This window comes from Variovorax sp. TLI9-5A, assembly GCF_056867935.1.
Map to the genome: position 1 here is coordinate 2086219 of NZ_CP200310.1, position 18858 is coordinate 2105076.

At 67.2% G+C, this 18858-nt stretch carries 16 protein-coding genes; 2 read left to right on the forward strand and 14 right to left on the reverse strand.

Annotation, left to right across the window (positions count from 1 at the left end):
• Positions 1-3: 3 nt before the first annotated feature.
• Genes AC1VNX_RS10125 through AC1VNX_RS10150 form a run of 6 tightly spaced genes read right to left on the reverse strand, consistent with a single transcriptional unit; the run spans position 4 to position 6333 of the window.
• Positions 4-1497 carry an ABC transporter substrate-binding protein gene (locus tag AC1VNX_RS10125; RefSeq protein ID WP_483156582.1) on the reverse strand — a complete coding sequence of 498 codons (1494 nt, stop codon included), beginning with the start codon at positions 1495-1497 and terminating at the stop codon, positions 4-6.
• A 54-nt stretch (positions 1498-1551) separates the two neighbouring features.
• Complete coding sequence (locus tag AC1VNX_RS10130) at positions 1552-2370, reverse strand: ATP-binding cassette domain-containing protein (RefSeq protein ID WP_483156583.1); 819 nt, start codon at positions 2368-2370, stop codon at positions 1552-1554.
• Positions 2367-3362 carry an ABC transporter ATP-binding protein gene (locus AC1VNX_RS10135; RefSeq protein ID WP_483156584.1) on the reverse strand — a complete coding sequence of 332 codons (996 nt, stop codon included), beginning with the start codon at positions 3360-3362 and terminating at the stop codon, positions 2367-2369. The genes AC1VNX_RS10130 and AC1VNX_RS10135 overlap by 4 nt, the downstream gene beginning before the upstream one ends.
• A gap of 5 nt (positions 3363-3367) precedes the next feature.
• Positions 3368-4264: an ABC transporter permease gene (locus AC1VNX_RS10140; protein WP_301505780.1), complete on the reverse strand. Its 897-nt coding sequence runs from the start codon at positions 4262-4264 to the stop codon at positions 3368-3370.
• Positions 4261-5211 (reverse strand): ABC transporter permease, encoded by a 951-nt coding sequence (locus AC1VNX_RS10145; protein WP_483156585.1) that lies wholly within the window; start codon positions 5209-5211, stop codon positions 4261-4263. The genes AC1VNX_RS10140 and AC1VNX_RS10145 overlap by 4 nt, the downstream gene beginning before the upstream one ends.
• 36 nt (positions 5212-5247) lie before the next feature.
• Positions 5248-6333, reverse strand: a complete 1086-nt coding sequence (locus AC1VNX_RS10150) for a tartrate dehydrogenase (RefSeq protein ID WP_126024279.1) — start codon at positions 6331-6333, stop codon at positions 5248-5250.
• Positions 6334-6683: 350 nt separating this feature from the next.
• Between AC1VNX_RS10150 and AC1VNX_RS10155 the strand changes: the two genes are divergently transcribed.
• Both AC1VNX_RS10155 and AC1VNX_RS10160 read left to right on the forward strand, forming a co-directional pair.
• The gene (locus AC1VNX_RS10155; protein ID WP_483156586.1) at positions 6684-8123 is read left to right on the forward strand and encodes a sensor histidine kinase; all 1440 of its coding nucleotides are present in this window, start codon (positions 6684-6686) and stop codon (positions 8121-8123) included.
• A gap of 31 nt (positions 8124-8154) precedes the next feature.
• On the forward strand, positions 8155-9015 hold the full coding sequence (locus AC1VNX_RS10160) for an aldo/keto reductase (RefSeq protein WP_483156587.1): 861 nt from the start codon (positions 8155-8157) through the stop codon (positions 9013-9015).
• 12 nt (positions 9016-9027) lie between these two features.
• Here AC1VNX_RS10160 and AC1VNX_RS10165 read toward each other — a convergent pair whose 3' ends face one another.
• From AC1VNX_RS10165 to AC1VNX_RS10200, 8 genes are all read right to left on the reverse strand, one after another.
• Positions 9028-10518 carry a nucleobase:cation symporter-2 family protein gene (locus AC1VNX_RS10165; protein ID WP_483156588.1) on the reverse strand — a complete coding sequence of 497 codons (1491 nt, stop codon included), beginning with the start codon at positions 10516-10518 and terminating at the stop codon, positions 9028-9030.
• Between the two features lie 168 nt (positions 10519-10686).
• Positions 10687-11670 carry an NAD-dependent epimerase/dehydratase family protein gene (locus AC1VNX_RS10170; protein WP_483156589.1) on the reverse strand — a complete coding sequence of 328 codons (984 nt, stop codon included), beginning with the start codon at positions 11668-11670 and terminating at the stop codon, positions 10687-10689.
• 55 nt (positions 11671-11725) lie between these two features.
• A complete protein-coding gene (locus AC1VNX_RS10175; protein WP_483156590.1) occupies positions 11726-13492 on the reverse strand; it encodes an EAL domain-containing protein in 1767 nt (588 codons plus the stop codon).
• A gap of 121 nt (positions 13493-13613) precedes the next feature.
• Positions 13614-14153, reverse strand: coding sequence for a helix-turn-helix transcriptional regulator (locus AC1VNX_RS10180; RefSeq protein ID WP_483156591.1), 540 nt, complete (start codon positions 14151-14153; stop codon positions 13614-13616).
• Between the two features lie 6 nt (positions 14154-14159).
• Positions 14160-14891, reverse strand: coding sequence for a GntR family transcriptional regulator (locus AC1VNX_RS10185; protein ID WP_483156592.1), 732 nt, complete (start codon positions 14889-14891; stop codon positions 14160-14162).
• A 43-nt stretch (positions 14892-14934) separates the two neighbouring features.
• Positions 14935-15672, reverse strand: a complete 738-nt coding sequence (locus tag AC1VNX_RS10190) for an aspartate/glutamate racemase family protein (RefSeq protein WP_483156593.1) — start codon at positions 15670-15672, stop codon at positions 14935-14937.
• 44 nt (positions 15673-15716) lie between these two features.
• Entirely contained in the window at positions 15717-17210 is a 1494-nt protein-coding gene (locus AC1VNX_RS10195; RefSeq protein ID WP_483156594.1) for an NCS1 family nucleobase:cation symporter-1, read from the reverse strand.
• 342 nt (positions 17211-17552) lie between these two features.
• Complete coding sequence (locus tag AC1VNX_RS10200) at positions 17553-18812, reverse strand: hypothetical protein (RefSeq protein ID WP_483156595.1); 1260 nt, start codon at positions 18810-18812, stop codon at positions 17553-17555.
• Between the last annotated feature and the right edge of the window lie 46 nt (positions 18813-18858).

Consider the following 18858-nt stretch of genomic DNA (forward strand, 5'->3'; position numbering starts at 1 on the left):
GCATCAACCCCACGAGATCGCGGCCAGGTCGTTCACCACGATCGGCATGCTCGGCCATAGGCCCTTCACTTCCTTGCGCGCGATGGTCGGGAACACGGCCTGGTAGAGGAAGCCGTTGACCGCGTCGGTCGCCAGCATGCGCTGGGCGTCGGCCAGCAGGTCGGCGCGGCGCTTCTTGTTCTCTTCGTTCTGGATGGTGACGAACAGGTCGCGAAACTTCTTCGAGTCGTAGCCCCAGTAGTAGTCGGGCTCGGTGTACTTCACCAGGTCGAAGGGCTCCACGTGCGCGACCATGGTCAGGTCGAAGTCGTGCGCGCCGCCGAAGGTGCCGCTGAGCCACTGGGCCCACTCGACGTTCTGGATCCTCACGTTGATGCCGATCTGCGCGAGCTGCGCAGCGATCACCTCGCCGCCCTGGCGGGCGTAGGAGGGTGGGGGCAGCTGCAGGCGCAGCTCCAGCGGCGTCTTCACGCCGGCCTCGGCCAGCAGCTTCTTCGCCTTCTCCACGTCGAAGGGGTTCATCGCAGTGGTGTCGATGAAGCCCGGCGCGCCCAGCGCGTAGTGGCTGCCGATGGGCCTGCCGAACCCGTCCGCCGCGCCCTGGATGATCGCATTGCGGTCGATGGCCGCCAGGATCGCGCGGCGCACGCGCACGTCGTCCAGCGGCTTCTTGCGGTTGTTGATGGTCAGGATCACCTTGCCGCGCGTGCCCACCTCGATCACCTGGAAGCGCGCGTTGCCCTTGAACTGGCTCACCGAGCGCGTGCCCGCGCGCGGGAAGATGTCGATGTCGTTCGACAGCAGTGCGGCGGTCTGCGCGGCCGTATCAGACATGAAGCGGAAGACGAACTTCTCGGTTTTCGCCAAGTTGGGATCGCGGTAGGTCGGCGACTTCACCAGCGTGCACGAGGCACCGCGCTGCCATGCGCTCAGCTTGTAGGGGCCGGTGCCCACGGGTGCGGTGGCGTTGGTCTCGGCGCTCTTAGGCTCCACGATGCAGGCGGTCGACTGGCCGAGCATGAAGGGCAGGTCGGGGTTCGACAGCGTGCTGTTGACGCCCACCGTGTACTCGTCGAGCACCACGGTGCCGATCTCGCTGAAGAAGCGCTTGTCCTTGTTGGTGCTCTTGGCGCCGCCCGCGCGGTCGAAGGAGAACTTCACCGTGTGCGCGTTGAAGGGCTGGCCGTTCTCGAAGCGCACGCCCTTGCGCAGCTTGAAGACGAAGGTCTTCATGTCGGGCGACGACGACCAGCTATCCGACAGCATCGGCGTGACGCTGCCATCGGCATTCACCTTGGTGAGCGTCTCGAAGATGTTGTACTGCGTGATCTCCGCGATGGCCGACGCGGCGCCGCTGGTCGGGTCCAGGCCCGGCGGTTCGAGCGGCATGCCGATCGTCAGCGTGTTCTTGCCGGCCTGCGCGCGGGCCTGGGGCAGGAAGACACCCGGGATTGCCGCGGCCATGGCGGAAGTCATGAGTGTGCGTCGCTTCAACATTCGATAGTTCCTGGAGGTGAGGGTGAAAGGGAAGGGAAAGAGGGCTCGTCCCGGCTAGCGCGACGGCGTGTGCAGGACGGCGGAAAGCAGGGTGCGCGTGTACTCGTGCTGCGCGTGCTCGAACAGGTCGGCCGGACGTCCGCGCTCCACGATGCGGCCCTTGAAGACCACGCAGACCTCGTCGCACAGGTGGTTGACCACCGCCAGGTCGTGGCTGATGAGCAGATAGCTGATGCCGAACTGCTGCTGCAGGTCCTGCATCAGGTTGAGCACCTGGGCCTGCACCGACACGTCGAGCGCGCTCACGGGCTCGTCGGCCACGATGAGCTTGGGGCGCGTGATGAGCGCGCGTGCGATGGCGATGCGCTGGCGCTGTCCGCCCGAGAACTCGTGCGGGTACTTGTCCATGTCGGTGGTGCGCAGGCCCACGGCGGCGAGCGTTTCCGAGGCGCGTTCGCGCTGTTCGGCGCGAGTGGTGGCCGCAAGTGCTTCGAGCGGCTCGGCGACGATGCGTGCCACCGTCTGGCGCGGGTCGAGCGAGCCGTACGGGTCCTGGAACACCATCTGGAAGTCGCGCCGCGCGACGCGCAGCTCTTCCTTCGAGAGCGCGTGCAGATTGCGGCCTTCGAGCGAGACGGTGCCTGAAGTGGGCGTATCGAGTGCCATCACGAGACGCGCGATGGTCGACTTTCCCGAGCCCGATTCGCCGACGATGCCCACGCTTTGGCCGGCCTGCACTTCGAAGCTCACGCCGTTGAGCGCCTTCACGGTCGGTGGCGGGCCGAAGAGCTTCTCGCGCGGCAGCGCGTAGTGGCGATAGAGGTTGTTGACGGCCAGCAGGGGCTGGCGGGCGGTGGCAGCGGGCTGGCTCATGCGGCGGCGGTCCTGGCGGTGGATGCGGCGATCTCTCCGAGCCGCAGGCAGCGCACCACGTGGTTGTTGGGCAGCAGCGTCTCGCGCGGGCGCGTGTTTTGACACAGGTCGACGGTGTGGGCGCAGCGGCCGGCGAAGGCGCAGCCGCGCGGCATGTCGACCAGCTCGGGCACGCTGCCGCGGATGGTCGGCAGCCGGCCAGCGCGCGCTGCGCCGATGGCCGGGCGCGCGGCGAAAAGGCCGCGCGTGTAGGGATGCGCGCGGCCGGCGAAGACCGTGTCGGTCGGGCCGCTTTCCACTGCGCTGCCGCCGTACATCACGAGCATGCGCTTGACGCTGTTGGAGATCACGCCGAGGTCGTGCGAGATCAGGATCAGCGCCATGCCCATTTCCTTGACCAGGCTCTGGATCAGGTCGAGCACCTGCTTCTGGATGGTCACGTCGAGCGCGGTCGTCGGCTCGTCGGCGATCAGCAGGTCGGGCCCGCAGGCGAGCGCCATCGCGATGCCGATGCGCTGGCGCTGGCCGCCGGAGAACTGGTGCGGGTAGGCGTCGAGGCGCGACGCCGCATCGGGAATGCCTACGCGGTCGAGCAGGTTCAGCGCTTCCTTGCGGGCCTGTTCCTTGGTCAGGCCGCGATGCAGCCGCAGCGGCTCGCCGACCTGGCGCGCGATGGTGTGCACCGGGTTCAGCGCCGTCATCGGCTCCTGGAAGATCATGCCGATGCGGTTGCCGCGGATCTCGCACATCTTCTTTTCGCGCAGGCCGACGAGCTCCTGCCCGTCGAGCTTGATGCTGCCCGAAACCTTGGCGGTGGAGGGCAGCAGGCCCATGAGCGACATCACGGTGATCGACTTGCCGCAGCCCGACTCGCCGACGATGCCCAGCGTTTCGCCGCGCTCGAGCGAGAAGGAGATGCCGCGCACGGCCTGCGCCGGCCCGCGCTGGGTCTGCAGGCCGATCTGGAGGTTGTTGACTTCGAGGAGAGGCATATCGCTTAGCGGGCGCGTGCGAGGCGCGGATCGAGCAGATCGCGCAGGCCGTCGCCGAGCATGTTCAGGCCGAGCACCGCGAGCGCGATGGCCATGCCGGGGAAGACGGCCAGCAGCGGCTGCTGGAACATGAGGGTCTGCGCTTCACTCAGCATGCGGCCCCACGAGGGTTGCGGCGGCTGCGTGCCAAGGCCCAGGTAGGAGAGGGCGGCTTCGGCAAGGATGGCGATGGCGAAGCGGATCGTGATCTGCACGATCAGCACGGCCGAAATGTTCGGCAGCACGTGCTGCATGGTGATGGCGAAGCTGCCCTTGCCGCAGGCGCGTGCGGCGGCGACGTACTCGCGCGACCAGATCGCGTTGGCCGATGCGCGCGTGATGCGTGCGAAGGTAGGGATGTTGTAGATGCCGATGGCCACGATGGCATTCACGATGCCCGCGCCGAACACTGCCGTCATCATGATGGCCGACAGGATCGCGGGAAATGCCAGCGTGAAGTCGGACAGCCGCATCACGGCTTCCTCGACCCAGCCGCGCTTGGCGGCAGCGAGCAGGCCCAGGGCGGTACCGACCACGAGGCCGATGCCGACCGCGATCACGCCCACCAGGATGGATGCGCGCGCACCGACGAGCAGCAGCGAGACCACGTCACGGCCGAACGCATCGGTGCCCAGCCAGTGCGAGCCGGAGGGCGCCTGCAGCTTGTTCGCCATGTCCATGCCGTAGGGCGAGTAAGGCGTCCACACATAAGAGAGCAGCGCCGCCAGTACCAGCAGCGCGGCAAGCACGCCGCCGATGCAGAAGCTGCGATGGCGAAGCGCGCGGTGCCAGAAGCCGGGGGCCTTCAGCGCCACGCCGGTAGCGGCCGGCAGCGTGCCGGAGGTCGGGTTGATGGCACTCATATGTCGCTGGCCTTGATGCGCGGGTCGATGACGGCATAGAGCACGTCGACCACGAAGTTCACGATGACCACCATGGCCGCCAGCAGCATCACGCAGTTGCGCACCACGATCAGGTCGCGGTTGCTGATGGCCTGGAAGATCAGCCGGCCCAGGCCGGGAAGATAGAACACGTTCTCCACCACGATCGTGCCGGCCAAGAGTTCCGAGAACTGCATGCCCATGACCGTGATGACGGGAATCATCGCGTTGCGCAGCACGTGCGTCCAAAGCACCATGCGTTGAGAGACGCCCTTGGCGCGGGCCGTGCGAACGAAGTCCTCGCGCATCACTTCCAGCACTGCCGAGCGCGTGATGCGCGCGAGGATCGCAGCCTGGACCACCGCCAGCGAAAGCGCAGGCAGCAGCAGCGACTTGATCCCTGCGAAGATCCCTTCGCCCCAACCTTCGAAGCCGCCGGCGGAGAACCACTGCAGCTGCACCGAGAACACCAGGATCAGCAGGATGGCGAACCAGAAGTTCGGAATGGCGATGCCGACCTGGGCCATGCCCATGAGGCCGACGTCGCCGAGCTTGTTGTGGCGGGCCGCGGCGGTCACGCCCACCAGCAGCGCGATCACGACGGTGAGCGCCATGGCCATCACGGCCAGGGGCACAGTCAGGGCAAGGCGCTCGAGGATCAGGTCGAGCACGGGCGAGCTGTAGGCATAGCTGTCGCCGAGGTTGCCGGTGAGCAGGCCGCCGATCCAGTGCCAGTAACGGGTCCACGCGGGCTGGTCGAGGCCGAGCTTGGTGGCGAGTGCTGCCACGGCCTCGGGCGAGGCGTCGGGGCCCATGAGCATCTGCGCGGCGTTGCCGGGCAGGATCTCGAGCACGAGGAAGACGATGACCGAGGCGCCGATCAGGGTGCCGATCAGCGTCAGCGTGCGCTTCAGCAGGAACAGGCCCATCTCAGCCTCTCAGGTCGCTACAGGGGAGGCAGGGCGTCATGCTGCCGAGATGCATTCGGCGATGGCGCGGCCCACGTCCACGGTGTTCGCGGTGCCGCCCATGTCGCGGGTGCGCGGGCCTTCGCTCAGCACGGTCTCGATGGCCGAGAGCACGGCGGCCGAAGCCTGTGCATAGACGGGGTCGTCGCCGCCGAGGTGGTCGAGCATCAGCGCGGCCGACCAGATCTGGCCGATGGGGTTGGCGATGCCCTTGCCCGCGATGTCGGGCGCCGAGCCGTGCACCGGCTCGAAGAGCGAGGGGAACTTGCGCTCGGGGTTGAGGTTGGCGCTGGGCGCGATGCCGATGGTGCCGGTGCATGCCGGGCCCAGGTCGGACAGGATGTCGCCGAAGAGGTTGGAAGCCACGACCACGTCGAACCAGTCGGGGTGCTGCACGAAGTGCGCGCACAGGATGTCGATGTGGAACTTGTTCGTCGCCACGTCGGGGTAGCGCTTGGCGATCTCGGCCAGGCGCTCGTCCCAGTAGGGCATGGTGATGGAGATGCCGTTCGACTTGGTCGCGGCCGTCAGGCTCTTGCGCTTGCGGCGGTTGGCGAGTGTGAATGCGTAGTCGATGATGCGGTCCACGCCGGTGCGGGTGAACACGGCTTCCTGGATCGCCATTTCGCGCGGCGTGCCCTCGAACAGGCGGCCGCCCACGGAGGTGTATTCGCCCTCGGTGTTCTCGCGAACCACCAGGAAATCGATGTCGCCGGGCTTGCGGTGCGCCAGCGGGCCGGGCACGCCGGGCATCAGGCGCACCGGGCGCAGGTTGACGTACTGGTCGAAGTCGCGGCGGATCTTGATGAGCAGGCCCCACACGGCGATGTGGTCGGGCACCTTGTCGGGCGCGCCTACGGCGCCGAAGTAGATGGCGTCGTGGCCCTGGATCTTGTCGGCCCAGTCGGCCGGCATCATCAGGCCGGTGCGAACGTAGTGGTCGGAGCCCCAGTCGAAATGGTCGTAGGAGAAATCGATGCCGAAGCGGCGACCGACCGCATCGAGAACGCGCAGCCCTTCGGGCATGACCTCGACGCCGATGCCGTCTCCGGGAATGACTGCAATCCTGTGCTTTTTCTGCATTGACTCAACCTGTTCAAAGTTTGTTTCGTTCGGAGGGCGCCGACGCTCGTGACGCGGGCTTTCGAAAAAATTCTAGAAGCGAGAACCGGGCCCGAAGAGGGGGTTGGCACCCAGTTAGTCTTGACAAAATCAGAAGGCAGCGTCGGCCTGCTTCCCTCGAAGGATGGCGAATTTCTTGTCTCAGGACTGACTTTGAGTTCTAAAAATTAGAAGACTGATGCTGCGGTGAGGACGATCCGGAAAGCCCTTGAACCTCTTTCATGAAGGCTTTCTGAAGCGCGCCGCACGGCCGTGCCGGATACTCCGCGCGCTTGCGATGCGCTCCGCAGAGACCGCTCGCCAGGAGGCTCATGAATTTCTTGTCCGTTGCCGCGAAGGCGATCGCACGGCGCATCAGACGGTGGCTTCAGCCCTCGCTGGTGCGGCGCCTGCTGCTGGCGCAGGTCATGGTGGTCGGGCTGCTGTGGGGTGCCACGCTGGCGTTCTTCCTGTACGACTCCAACCGCCTGCCGGAGCTGGTGCGCTACGACAAGCTCTTCGACAGCATCATCGCCTGCGCCCAGAACCTCGCCTTCGACCCCGCGCGCCAGCAGCAGACGCTCAAGGCCTTCGACATGGCGCTGCTGGAAACCTCGGGCGACTTCAATTCCGACCAGGACAAGGCGCCCGTGCTGCAGGTGTGGCAGCACGGCAGACTCATCTACAACTCCTCGGCGACGGCGCCGGTCATGCACACCTCGATGTCGGGACGGGTGGAGAACGTCCGCGCCGGCGATCGCGTGTGGCGCGCACGCTCGATGACCTCGCCGCTGCTGGACACGCGCGTGCTGCTGGCGGAGCCGGACGTGCTGCGCCTGAACTTCACGATCGAGCACCGCAGCTACTACCTGCTGCCGCTGGCCATCAGCCTGCCGTTCATCGTCTTCCCGGCCTGGCTCTCGGTGATGCTCGCGCTGCGGCCGTGGCGGCAGGTGACGAAGGAGACCGCCGAGCGCGGCCCGGCCGACCTGTCGCCGCTGAGCTTCGAGCCGCCGCACAAGGAGCTGCAGCCGCTGGTGAGCGGCATCAACGGCCTGCTGCGCAGCGTGCGTGACCGGGCATCGCGCGAGCGCGGGCTTATCGCCGATGCGGCGAACGAACTGCGCACCCCGCTCGATGCGATGCGGGTGAACGTCGAGGCGCTGAAGGCGCAGACCACAGACCCCGGCCAGCGCGAGCTCATGGCCAATCTGCTGCGAAGCAACGACCGCGCGGCGCGGCTTGTGGGGCAACTGCAGCAGCTGATGCGAAGCGACGAGATGCCGCAGGATGCCCTGCCCGCGACGCTGGCCTTCGATGCGCTGGTGCGCGACCGCATTCCGCTCGTCGAGGTGCTCGCACGGGCGCGCGGCATCGCGCTGGAGTTCGTGGCCGACGAGGAGGCCGCGCCGGTGCTGGTGCACGGCGAGCGCGAGAGCCTGATCTCGATGGTGAGCAACCTGGTGGAGAACGCCATCAAGTACAGCCCTGACGGCGGCACGGTCACGGTGCGGGTCGGGCGCGAAGCCCCGGATGCCGTGCTGCGCGTGACGGACCAGGGGCCGGGCATTCCGCCCGCGTTGCGCGAGCGGGTGTTCGACCGCTTCTTCCGCAATCCGGACCAGATGCAGTCGGGCAGCGGACTGGGGCTGGCCATCGTCAGGTCGGTGCTGGAGAAGCATGGCGGCCGCATCGCCCTGTCCGACGGGGACGGCGGACGCGGACTGTGCGCGACTGTGTGGCTGCCGCTGCCGCTGTCGGCTGGTGGCTGACAAGCGGGCGCATCCCTCTTAGGATGGGCCGATGCGAACACTTCAACTCCCCTCCGGCGGCGAGATGCCTGTACTGGGCCTGGGCACATGGCGCATGGGCGAAGACGCGAAGCGCCGGGCCGACGAGGTCAAGGCCGTGCGCGAAGCCATCGTGCTCGGCTATCGACTGATCGACACCGCAGAGATGTACGGAGAGGGCGGCGCCGAGACCGTGCTGGGCCAGGCCATCGCCGAGGCCCTGCGCGCGAACGACGTGCGGCGCGAAGAGCTCTTCATCGTCAGCAAGGTCTATCCGCACAACGCCAGCCGGCGCGGCACGCGCGATGCCTGCGAGCGCAGCCTGAAGCGGCTCGGGCTCGACGCCATCGATCTCTACCTGCTGCACTGGCGCGGCAACCACCCGCTGCGAGAGACCGTGGCGGGGATGCATTCGCTGATCGACGATGGCCGCATCGCGCATTGGGGCGTGAGCAATTTCGACACCGACGACATGGAAGAATTGGAGGAGGCAACCGGTGGCGACGGACCGGTCTGCGCGGTCAACCAGGTTTATCTGTCGCTGGGCGAACGCGGCCCTGAGTTCAGTTTGCTGCCCTGGCAGCGCGAGCGCGGCATGCCCTTGATGGCCTACAGCCCCATCGACCAGGGCGCGCTGGCCGAAGACGACGGGCTGGCGGAACTGGCTGACCGGCGGGGCGTGACCGCAGCCCAACTCGCGTTGGCCGCCGTGATCGCGCGGCCCGGTGTGGCCGCAATTCCGAAGGCGGTGCGCAGCGCGCACCTGAAGGAGAACCTGGCTGCTGCCGATTTGAAGCTCGATGCGGCGATCCTGGCAGAACTGGATCGCCTGCATCCACCGCCGAAGCGAAAGACGCCGCTCGCGATGATCTGAGCGCCGCAGCGATCAGTGGGCTTCGGCCTGCTTCGCCGCGGCGATCACTGCACTCTCATCGTGCTTCGCACCGTTGAGGAACAGGTTCAGCAGCACCGCTGCGATCGATGCCAGCAGGATGCCCGACTCGATCAGCGAGTGGATGGCATGCGGCATCCATTGCTTGAAGTTGGGCGCGATCAGCGGAATCATGCCGACGCCCAGCGAGACCGCCACGATCATCGCGTTGTGGCGGTTGTTCCTGAAGTCCACGCCCGAGAGGATGCGGATGCCGGTGGCGGCCACCATGCCGAACATCACGAGGCCTGCCCCACCCAGCACCACCGTGGGCAGCGACTCGACCAGCGCCGCCATTTTCGGCAGCAGGCCCAGCACGATCAGGATGACGCCGCCGGCCACGCACACATAACGGCTCTTGATGCCGGTGACGGCCACCAGGCCGACGTTCTGCGAGAAGCTGGTGTACGGGAAGGTGTTGAAGATGCCGCCGATCAGCGTGCCCAGGCCGTCGGTGCGCAGGCCGCGCGCCAGGTCCTTCTGGCTGATCTTGCGCTCGGTCATTTCGCCGAGCGCGAGGAACATGCCGGTCGATTCGATCATCACCACGATCATGATGAGCGTCATCGTGAGGATCAGGATCGGGTCGAACTGCGGCATGCCGAAGTGGAATGGCAGCACGATGTCGACCCATGCGGCCTTGCCCACCTTCTCGTAGGTCATGAGGCCGGTGACCGAGGCGACGACGGCGCCGATGACGATGCCCAGCAGCACCGAGATGTTGGCGACGAAGCCCTTGGCGTACTTCACGATCAGCAGGATCGACACCAGCACCAGCGCGGCCACGCCGAAGCCGGAAAGGTCGGCGTACTTGGGGTTGGGCACGGTCGGCATGATCGCGAAGCCCTTGGGCACGGCGGGAATGGAACTGCCGGGCGAGGTCACTTCGGCGAGCCATTTCGCATAGACCGGGTCGACCAGCGCGGGGGCGGTCGGTCCCACGGGGTTGCCGAAGATCCAGTTGATGCCCACGCGCATCAGGCTGATGCCGATGACCGCGATGATGGTGCCGGTGACCACCGGCGGGAAGAAGCGCAGCATGCGGCTGACCAGCGGCGCGATCAGTATCGACACCACGCCCGCGCCGATGATGGCGCCGAAGAGAAGCTGCGCTCCGTTCTGGCCGGGGTTTGCGTTGGCGATGGCCACCATCGGCGCGACGGAGGCGAAGGTCACGCCCATCATCACCGGCAGCTTGATGCCGAAGAACTGCGTGGCGCCCAGTGCCTGGATCAGCGTGGCGATGCCGCAGCAGAACAGGTCGGCGGAAATCAGCAGCGCGACCTCGTCGGGGCTGAGCTTGAGCGCGCGCCCGACGATCAGCGGCACCGCAACGGCTCCCGCATACATCACCAGCACGTGCTGAAGGCCGAGGGCGGCGAGCTTGCCGGTGGGCAGCCGCTGGTCCACGGGATGGACTGTTGAGGGAGTGCTGTCGGCCGTCATCGTGTTTCTCCTGCTGCGGCGAGAGAGGGATTGATCGAGGAGAGGCGGGCGACACGGCTCGGCATGCGCACACCTGTTTGTGTACGCCAAACTGTATACAACTTATGCAACAATCCGGATTCAGGAAAACCCGTATCCGGTCCGGGGCCTCGTCCCGGTCGCTTCTTGCTATGCGACGGGGTAGGGGCCGTCGCCGAAAGCCTCGGCGTGGTAGCCCTTGCTGCCCACGTCGCGCGCAAGCTGGCTGCGGAAATCGCGGCCTTCGCGCAGGCAGCGCAGCACGTGCGTGAAGTCATGGCGCGGCTGCCATCCGAGGTCGCGCCGCGCGAGTTCGTTCACGTAGACGCGGTCGAGCTGCCTTGGCAGCGTCCATCCCTGCTTCGCATAGAGCGCTTCCGCGTCGGGAAAGAGGCGGCGCAGCACCGTGGCCGCGTTCTCCCGCAGCATCGGCAGGTCGTCGCGCGTGAAGGGCGTGGTGGCCGAGACGATGTAGCGGCCGAAGCCGATGCGCGGCGCGTGCCGGGCCGCGAGAAGGTGCGCCTGCACCACGTCCTCGATGTCGGCGCGGCGATGCAGCAGTTCGTTGGCCTGGGCGTTGTCCAGCGAGTGGAGGCTGCGCGCGGCGGCATCGTCGTCTTCCTCGGGAAAGAAGCGCGAAGTCTTCAGCACCACCACAGGCAGGCGCTGCTTGCGATGAAACAGCTCGCACAGGCTCTCGGCCGATGTCTTGGTCACGCCGTAGATGTTTTTCGGAACGGGCGTCACGTCTTCGGTGATCCACGCGGCCGGCATGCCTTCGGCGGGCGTCAGCGCGGAGCCGAAGGTGCTGGTCGTGCTCGTGAAAACGAAGGATTCGACGCCGGCCGCCACTGCCTCCTCGAGCAGAACCAGCGTGCCCGTGATGTTTGTGTCGACGAACTCCTGCAGGCTGTGCGTCGCCACATGCGGCTTGTGCAGCGTGGCCGCGTGGATGACAGTGCGCACGCCCTTCATGCAGTCGCGCACGAAGGCGCGGTCGGCGATGGAGCCGGTGCGGTCGGTGAACCCGGAAGAAGCGATGTCGATGCCGCGTGCGGCCTGCGAGCTTGCGCGCAATGTGCGCATCAGGGCCTCGCCGAGGTGGCCGGCGCTGCCGGTGATGAGGATGGTCATGGCCGCAAGACTAGCCTCGGCCGCATGGACCGTCCACGCATAAGTTATGCGTGATTCAGGCGCGCGGCCGTGCCTCCCGCACAGTGAGCCCGGAGGCTGCCTGCTTGGCGTCGTGCTTCGCGATCGCGGCTTCGCTGGCCACATCCTCGGCATGCCGGAACATGCCCGGCGGAATGCGCACCGCGCCGATCGCCAGCGTGGCGAAGGGCGTGAAGCGGACCACGCCATGCCGGTCCTCGCCCTCGATGCCGCCGGACTGCCGGTCGGCATCGTCGTAGAGGCCGGGCGCCTGCCGGTTGAACTCGTCGATCAGCCCGGCGCAGCGCCGGTGCCAGTCGGGGCTCTGGAACAGCATGAGGAAATCGTCGCCGCCGATGTGGCCGACGAAGTCGCGATGCGCGTCGGCATGCTGCGTCGCCAGCCGCGCGAGTAGCAGGATCATCTCGTCGCCGCGCCAGTAGCCATAGTGGTCGTTGAACACCTTGAAGCTGTTCAGGTCCGCGTAGCAGGCGGCGAAGTCGGCGCCGCTGTCGAGCAGCCGCGCGATGTGGATGTTGATGGGGATGTTGCCCGGCAGCGAGGTCAGCGTGTTGGCGTGCCGCGCCGCCTCGATGCGCGCCTCGGTGACGGCGCGCACCAGCTGGTCGCCCGTGCCCAGGCCAGCGTAGCGCTTCTTTTCCGTCACGATGAAGCCTTCGCTCAGGTAGCGCTGGTCTTCCGACATCAGGATGCCCAGCAGGCTCTCGACGTTCTCCTCGCGCTCCACGACGAGGGGCGTGTTGCTGCCGTAGGCCAGGCAGGGGCGACGGCCGTGCACCTCGCGGAAGTACAACCGCGCGTAGTCGTTCATGAACGACTGGCGGTTGATCAGCGCCACGGGCGTTGCGTTGTCGACCACGGCCAGCGCATGCAGCGCCGGATGCTTCTGGAAGACCGCCGCGACCTCGTCGACCGGCGTCTGCGGGCTCAGCGCGGGGGCCTGGATGACCGAGAGGCTGCGCAGCACGTTGGGCTGCGATGTTTGCGACGCATGCGGCATCACCGCGATGCGTGTATCACCGATGGTGGCCGCCACGGGCTCGGGCAGGGTCGGCAGCAGTTCAGGCGCGGGCAGGCCGAACAGGTAGCCCTGGCCATGGGCGATGCCGAGGTCGCGCAGCACGCGCAGGTCCTTGGCGTTTTCCACGCCCTCGGCGATGAGCTCGCTGCCCATCGCGTTGCCGAGGCCGACGATGGCGCGCACCAGCGCCACGTTCTGCGGACAGTTGGCGATGCCCTGGGTGAGCAGCTTGTCGATCTTGACGTAGTCGGGTTGAAGGTCTTTCCAGCGCCGCAGATTGGAATGGCCTTGACCGAAATCGTCGAGCGCGATGCGGGCGCCCAGCGCGTGCAGTGCTTTCACCGCCTGCCGCAGCGCCTCGGCATCGCTCGCCGCGCACTGCTCGGTGAGCTCCACCGTCACGTCGCGCACCGAGATCTCGCGTTTCGTCAGCATGCGTTCCAGCCAGCATGTGCCGTCGGAAGCGTCCATCGCCTCGATCAGCGTATCGGCGCTCATGTTCACGAAGAGCCGGCCCGGCTTGCTCAGGCGGCCCCATTGGGCGAGCACTGCTTCCACGCAGTGCAGCTCAAAGCCGGTAAGCCGCGACTCGGCGGCGGCCTGCGCGAGCATTGCCTCGGGGTTGGGGAGCGCGATGCCGGTGCCGCCGCGGATCAGGGCCTCGTGACCGAAGATCGTCCCCTGGCGCAGATCCACGATCGGCTGGAAGAACGCCGCGATCGCAGGATGCGGCTTGGCGCTGGGCAGGGAGGGCCGGAGCATGCTGTGGGAGGTTGTTCGTCGGCGGCCCTCGCGCGGAAGAATAGCAAGCGAGTAGCCCTTTTGGGCTACAGCATGCCGTATTTGTGTGACAGGAGCACCGGCCGCCCTGCCGGCGAAGTGGTCAGGCGATGGTGGTGACGAGGCGCCCCGCGCGCCCGTCGGCGAGCGCGATGCGCTCCCACAGCACGCGCCCGGGCAGGATCGGGACGATGCGGTCGGTGTTCGGCCCGGTCGCGATTTCGAGCGACGACAGCTCGCCCGCGTGCCAGCCCAGACCCTCGAGGGTGGCTTCGGCTTCCAGGATTTCTCTGGAGGCGTAGCCGATCAGCGAGCGGCCCATGAATTCGCTGGCGTCGGCGCGCCATTCGGCCTGCCGCGAAGGCGATGCGGCCAGCAGCCGGTGCGTGCGGTCGCAGACCAGGTGCACCTTGCGCGTGGACGATTCGACCAGCCGCTTGAGCGCGGCGTCCTGCGCCGGGTCGCACGCTGCCGCGAGCAGCCGGTGGGCCATGGCCTGCTGCGCAGGCGAGAGCGCGAGCTGCCCGCGCTCCCAGCGCGACACCGTCGCCTGGTTCACGCCCATCAGCTGCGCGAAGTGCGTCTGCTTGATGCCGCGCAGCAGCCGCATCTGGCGCAGCGCGAGGCCGAGGTTCTTCCGCATCTCAGATCAGGCCAGCAGCGCCTTGACCAGGTCGAGCTGCCGGTCGGGCTTGTCGGTGCCCAGCTCCAGGCTGGCCTCGATGCGCTCCAGGTGCTCGGTCATGCTTTTCACGGCGGCTTCCACGTCGCCCTTGCGGCACAGGCGCAGGAATTCGGCGTGCTCGTCCGATGAGCAGTGCGGGTCGTTCGACGAGTGGTAGAGCATCGCGATCAGGGAGCTGCGCGCCACCAGTTCGCGCACCAGCTCGGCCAGCGTGCGGTTGCCGGTGGCCTCGGCCAGCGTCACGTGGAAATCGCCCAGCAGCTTCTCGCGCACCGTGCCCATGGTGGTGCTCTGGCGCAGTGCGGTGCGCTCGAACTTGATGTGCTGCTCCAGTGCCTGGTAGTCGCGCGCCTTTGCGCCGGCGATGAAGAGGCGAACCACCTCGCTCTCGAGTATGCGGCGCACCGCGAAGACCTCGCGGGCCTCTTCCACCGAAGGCTGGCTCACGAAGGCTCCCTTGTCGGGAATCATCTCGATGAGCTTGTCCTTCGACAGCATCAGCAACGCCGCGCGCACCTTGGTGCGGCTTACCGAATACACCCGGCCCAGCGCCTCCTCGCGCAGCCAGGTGCCGGGCGGCAGGCGCTTCTCGACGATCGCGGTGGCGATGTCGTTGGCGATGCTCTCGATGGAGCTGTTCTTGTCGGCAGCGGCCGTGCCGTTCTCGTCTGGAACGGCGGCAGCAGCGGGGGGCACTGGGGATCGGGGGAACTGGCGCGGGGCATGCGCGGATTGTGGCCTACCGGGTGAGGGTGAAGCCCTCGAGCGTCCCGATGATGGGCTTGGGCAGGGGCTTTGCAAGCTCCCCGCGCTTGCTGGTGCGCAGCTTCAGCGTCACCAGCGACTCGACGAGCTTGGTGCCGGCCGCCACGCCGTCGATAACCGGCACGCCCAGCATGCCCTCGATGTGCTCGCACAGGTCGGTCATGCCGGCGCAGCCGAGCACGATGCAGTCGGTGCCGTCTTCCTCCAGCGCGCGGCGGCACTCGTCGACGATGCGCTCGCGGGCGCGCGAGCCGGGCTCCTCCAGTTCGAGCACCGGCAGCTCGCAGGCCCGCACGTTTGCGCAGAAGCGCTCCATGCCGTAGATCTCGGCCAGATGCCAGGCCTGCCCGATGGTGCGGCCCAGCGTGGTCACCACGCTGAAGCGGCTGCCGATCATGCTGGCCAGGTGCATCGCCGCCTCGGCGATGCCCACCACGGGGCCGCGTGCCAGTTCGCGCGCGGCCTTCAGGCCCGGGTCGCCGAAGCAGGCGATCACGTAGCCGTCGATGCTGTCGCGCTCGCCCGCGGCGATTTCCTGCAGCAGTCCCGGAACGGCCAGCGCCTCGTCGTAGTGGCTCTCGATGGAGACCGGCCCCATGGCCGGACTCACTGCGACGATCTCGGTGCCGGCCTGCGCCACCGCGCGGGCGCAGGCACCGATCTTCTCGGTCATGCTCCAGGTGGTGTTCGGATTGATGATCTTGATGCGCACGGCGCGGTCCCTTTCTCTTTCTGTCTATCCGACTAACTGACGATTCAAGTCTTGTTGCTGCGGTTCAGCATGGCATAGATGATGAAGCCCAGGCCCATGCCGATGAACCAGGCGTAGTTGGCGGCGCCGCGCAGGGTCGGCACCATCACGCACAGGATCGGCACGATGGCCGCCGGCACCAGCGCCTGGATCGCCTTCGGGTTGTAGCCGCCGCTGTACCAGTATTCGCCCTTGGTGCTCATGCTGTAGAGCGAATCCACGTCGATGCGCTGCCTGCGCACGATGTAGTAGTCGGCAATGAGGATGCCGAACAGCGGGCCGATGAACGAGCCGAGCACGTCGAGCGTGTAGTGGATGACTTCGGGACTGTTGTAGAGGTTCCACGGCGTGAGGAACACCGAGCCCACGGCGGCGATCATGCCGCCCGTACGCCAGCTGATGTGCTGCGGCGCCACGTTCGAGAAGTCGAAGGCCGGTGAGACGAAGTTGGCGACGATGTTGATGCCGATGGTGGCGATCATGAAGGTCAGCGCGCCCAGCACGACGGCGGTGGTGCTGTCGATCTTGCCCACTGTATGCACCGGGTCGGTGATGAGTTCGCCGAACACCGGCAGCGTGGCGGCGGTGGTGATGACCGTCAGCAGCGAGAAGAACACGAAGTTCACCGGCAGGCCCCAGAAGTTGCCCTTCTTCACTGCGTCGAAGCTCTTGCCGTAGCGCGAGAAGTCGCCGAAGTTGAGCATCGGGCCGCTGAAGTAGCTCACCACCAGCGCAATGGCCGAGAGCATCACGGGCAGCGCGTCCCAGCCCTGGAACTTGATGCCGCCGAGGTTCAGGTCGATCCTGCTCCAGCCGGCCTTCCACACCAACCAGCCGCAAAGGATGGCCATGACCACGTACACGGCGGGGCCGGCCCAGTCGATGAACTTGCGGATCGCATCCATGCCGTGCCAGAACACGAAGGCCTGCAGCACCCACATGACCATGAACGCGACCCAGCCGAGCGCGGACAGGCCCGCGAAGCCGTACTGGGTGACCTCGGCATACGGCGCCAGGCCCGGCGCCATGTGCAGCGCCAGCACCATGAAGGCAGCCGAGGCGAGATACGTCTGAACGCCGTACCAGGCCACCGCGATCAGCCCGCGGATGATGGCCGGGATGTTTGCGCCCAGCACGCCGAAGGATGCGCGGCACACCACGGGGTAGGGCACGCCCGTCACCTGGCTGGGCTTGGCCACCAGGTTGCAGAAGATCTGCACGATCACGATGCCCACCAGCAGCGACACCAGCACCTGCCAGCTCGACAGGCCCAGCGCGAAGAGGCTGCCCGCCGTGATGTAGCCGCCCACGCTGTGCACGTCGGACATCCAGAAGGCGAAGATGTTGTATTGGCCCCAGGTCTGCTTCTTCAGCGGAGCCAGGTCTTCGTTGGTCAGGCGCGGGTGGTAGCCCGGCTTGATGAGGGCGTTCGATTCTGCGTGCGGCGCAATGCCGGCTTCGCTCGCCCCCGTGGGGGCCTGGCTGACGACTGTGCTCATGGTCTTACCTCTTGCGGGTGGGTGGATCAGAACCGGTTTTGACGCAAATTTCGCGCCGGATTATTGGGTGCGTTATTTGTATACAAAAAACGAACGCAATCAAGGTCATTTGAGAACTCATATATCGGTGTAATCCCTGAGGTTTCGCGCTTGCGTCGGGTGTGTGCCGCCTCGCGGGCATGTGCGATCTCTGCGGTGCCCGCCGTGGGCGGGCACGGAACGAAGGGGGCGGGAGGCCGAATGCCTCGGGATGGGGCGCGGACGCGTAGCGGTGCACCCCTGAGGTGCACCGCTACGCGGCTGGGTGCCGCCTGATGCGGCGGCGTGCAGTGCGTGACGGCCTTACTGGCCGTGCTCTTTCTTGTGCGCAGGAGCGGCGTGTTCGTGGGGAGCCGGGGGATGGTCGGGGTGCCCATGCGAAGGCCCGGGCGGGTGCGGCCTCGAGGCGGGTGCCGGTGCTGGCCTTGGCGGACGCTGGAACTTCTGCTCGCCTCCCTCGCGCGCCGCAATCACCGGGCGCCCTTCATGCGCCAATCGAGGATCTTCCGCGGGTGCCAAGCGGGCCTGCGGCTCCACGGCGGGCGGCTTCGGTCGTTGGGGCGTCTCGGCGCGAGCCTGCACCGGTGACGGCGAGGCCGTCGCAGGCTCGGGCCTCCTGGCAGGCGCCTCGGACATGAGCGGCTCTGGACGCGACTGCGGTGCAGGGTGCGCAGCGGGCTCGCCGTGCGCCACGGGGCGGACAGCCTCCGCCGACCGTACCGCGGGCGGCGGCTGGCGCTCGGAGGGCCGCGCGGCGACCGGCTTCGCGCTCGCCGGAACGGGCGCCGTCGCACGCACGACGGGCGGCAGTGCAGCCGCAAGGTGGGCGCTTGCCGGTATCGCGGCTTCGAACGGCCTTCCGCTCGCGGTCGCGCTGGCGGGCGCCACCACTTTCACTGTCTGGTTGTTGTTGATGTTCGTGAGGTTGGTGATGTTGTTGATCGTCGTGTTGTTCGTCACGTTGTTGATCGTGGTGTTCTGCACACGCATGCCGACGTTGGTGACTGGCGGCGCACTGACGACCACTGCCGGTGGCGTACCGATCGGGGCAGGCACGATCAGGCCGAGCCGCGAACCGGGAGGCGCGGGAACGAACACGCCAGGAGGCCCGATCGGAGCGATCCCTGCCACCACGCCGGCCGCCGCCACCGACACCGCGAGGCTCAACCCCAGCGGCGGCGGCACGAATGCGACGCCCGGTGGCGACCAGTGGCCGGCGACGAAGACCACCACGTTGTCGCGATGCTCGTAATAGGGTTGCACCCATCCATAGCCCGGCTGTGGAGGCGCGGACCATCGACCAGCGGCCCACACCCAGTTGCCTTGCCATGTCCAATAGCCGCCGGTCCATACCGCACCCGCGAAAGGCGAGGGCGGCGGCACTTCCACGAGCATCGGCGGCGGAGCCCATGCCACCGCGATCGGAGGAGGCTGATACAGCGGCGGATCGACGTACACGCTCACGACAGGCGGTGTGACGGCAGCAACGTGCGCGGGCTGCACGACGGTGCGGACCACCGGTGCCGTCGGCTGAACGACGCAGCCTGCAGTCAGGCTCGCCACCAGAACTCCTGCAATTTGAAAGGTGGGGAGAGAAGATGTTTTTCTC

Coding starts and splice junctions, on each gene's coding strand:
- AC1VNX_RS10140 (WP_301505780.1), bottom strand. CDS start 4,264: ATGAGTGCCATCAACCCGACCTCCGGCACGCTGCCGGCCGCTACCGGC.
- AC1VNX_RS10175 (WP_483156590.1), bottom strand. CDS start 13,492: ATGCTCCGGCCCTCCCTGCCCAGCGCCAAGCCGCATCCTGCGATCGCG.
- AC1VNX_RS10135 (WP_483156584.1), bottom strand. CDS start 3,362: ATGCCTCTCCTCGAAGTCAACAACCTCCAGATCGGCCTGCAGACCCAG.
- AC1VNX_RS10160 (WP_483156587.1), top strand. CDS start 8,155: ATGCGAACACTTCAACTCCCCTCCGGCGGCGAGATGCCTGTACTGGGC.
- AC1VNX_RS10195 (WP_483156594.1), bottom strand. CDS start 17,210: ATGAGCACAGTCGTCAGCCAGGCCCCCACGGGGGCGAGCGAAGCCGGC.
- AC1VNX_RS10180 (WP_483156591.1), bottom strand. CDS start 14,153: ATGCGGAAGAACCTCGGCCTCGCGCTGCGCCAGATGCGGCTGCTGCGC.
- AC1VNX_RS10145 (WP_483156585.1), bottom strand. CDS start 5,211: ATGGGCCTGTTCCTGCTGAAGCGCACGCTGACGCTGATCGGCACCCTG.
- AC1VNX_RS10130 (WP_483156583.1), bottom strand. CDS start 2,370: ATGAGCCAGCCCGCTGCCACCGCCCGCCAGCCCCTGCTGGCCGTCAAC.
- AC1VNX_RS10170 (WP_483156589.1), bottom strand. CDS start 11,670: ATGACCATCCTCATCACCGGCAGCGCCGGCCACCTCGGCGAGGCCCTG.
- AC1VNX_RS10125 (WP_483156582.1), bottom strand. CDS start 1,497: ATGTTGAAGCGACGCACACTCATGACTTCCGCCATGGCCGCGGCAATC.
- AC1VNX_RS10165 (WP_483156588.1), bottom strand. CDS start 10,518: ATGACGGCCGACAGCACTCCCTCAACAGTCCATCCCGTGGACCAGCGG.
- AC1VNX_RS10150 (WP_126024279.1), bottom strand. CDS start 6,333: ATGCAGAAAAAGCACAGGATTGCAGTCATTCCCGGAGACGGCATCGGC.
- AC1VNX_RS10155 (WP_483156586.1), top strand. CDS start 6,684: ATGAATTTCTTGTCCGTTGCCGCGAAGGCGATCGCACGGCGCATCAGA.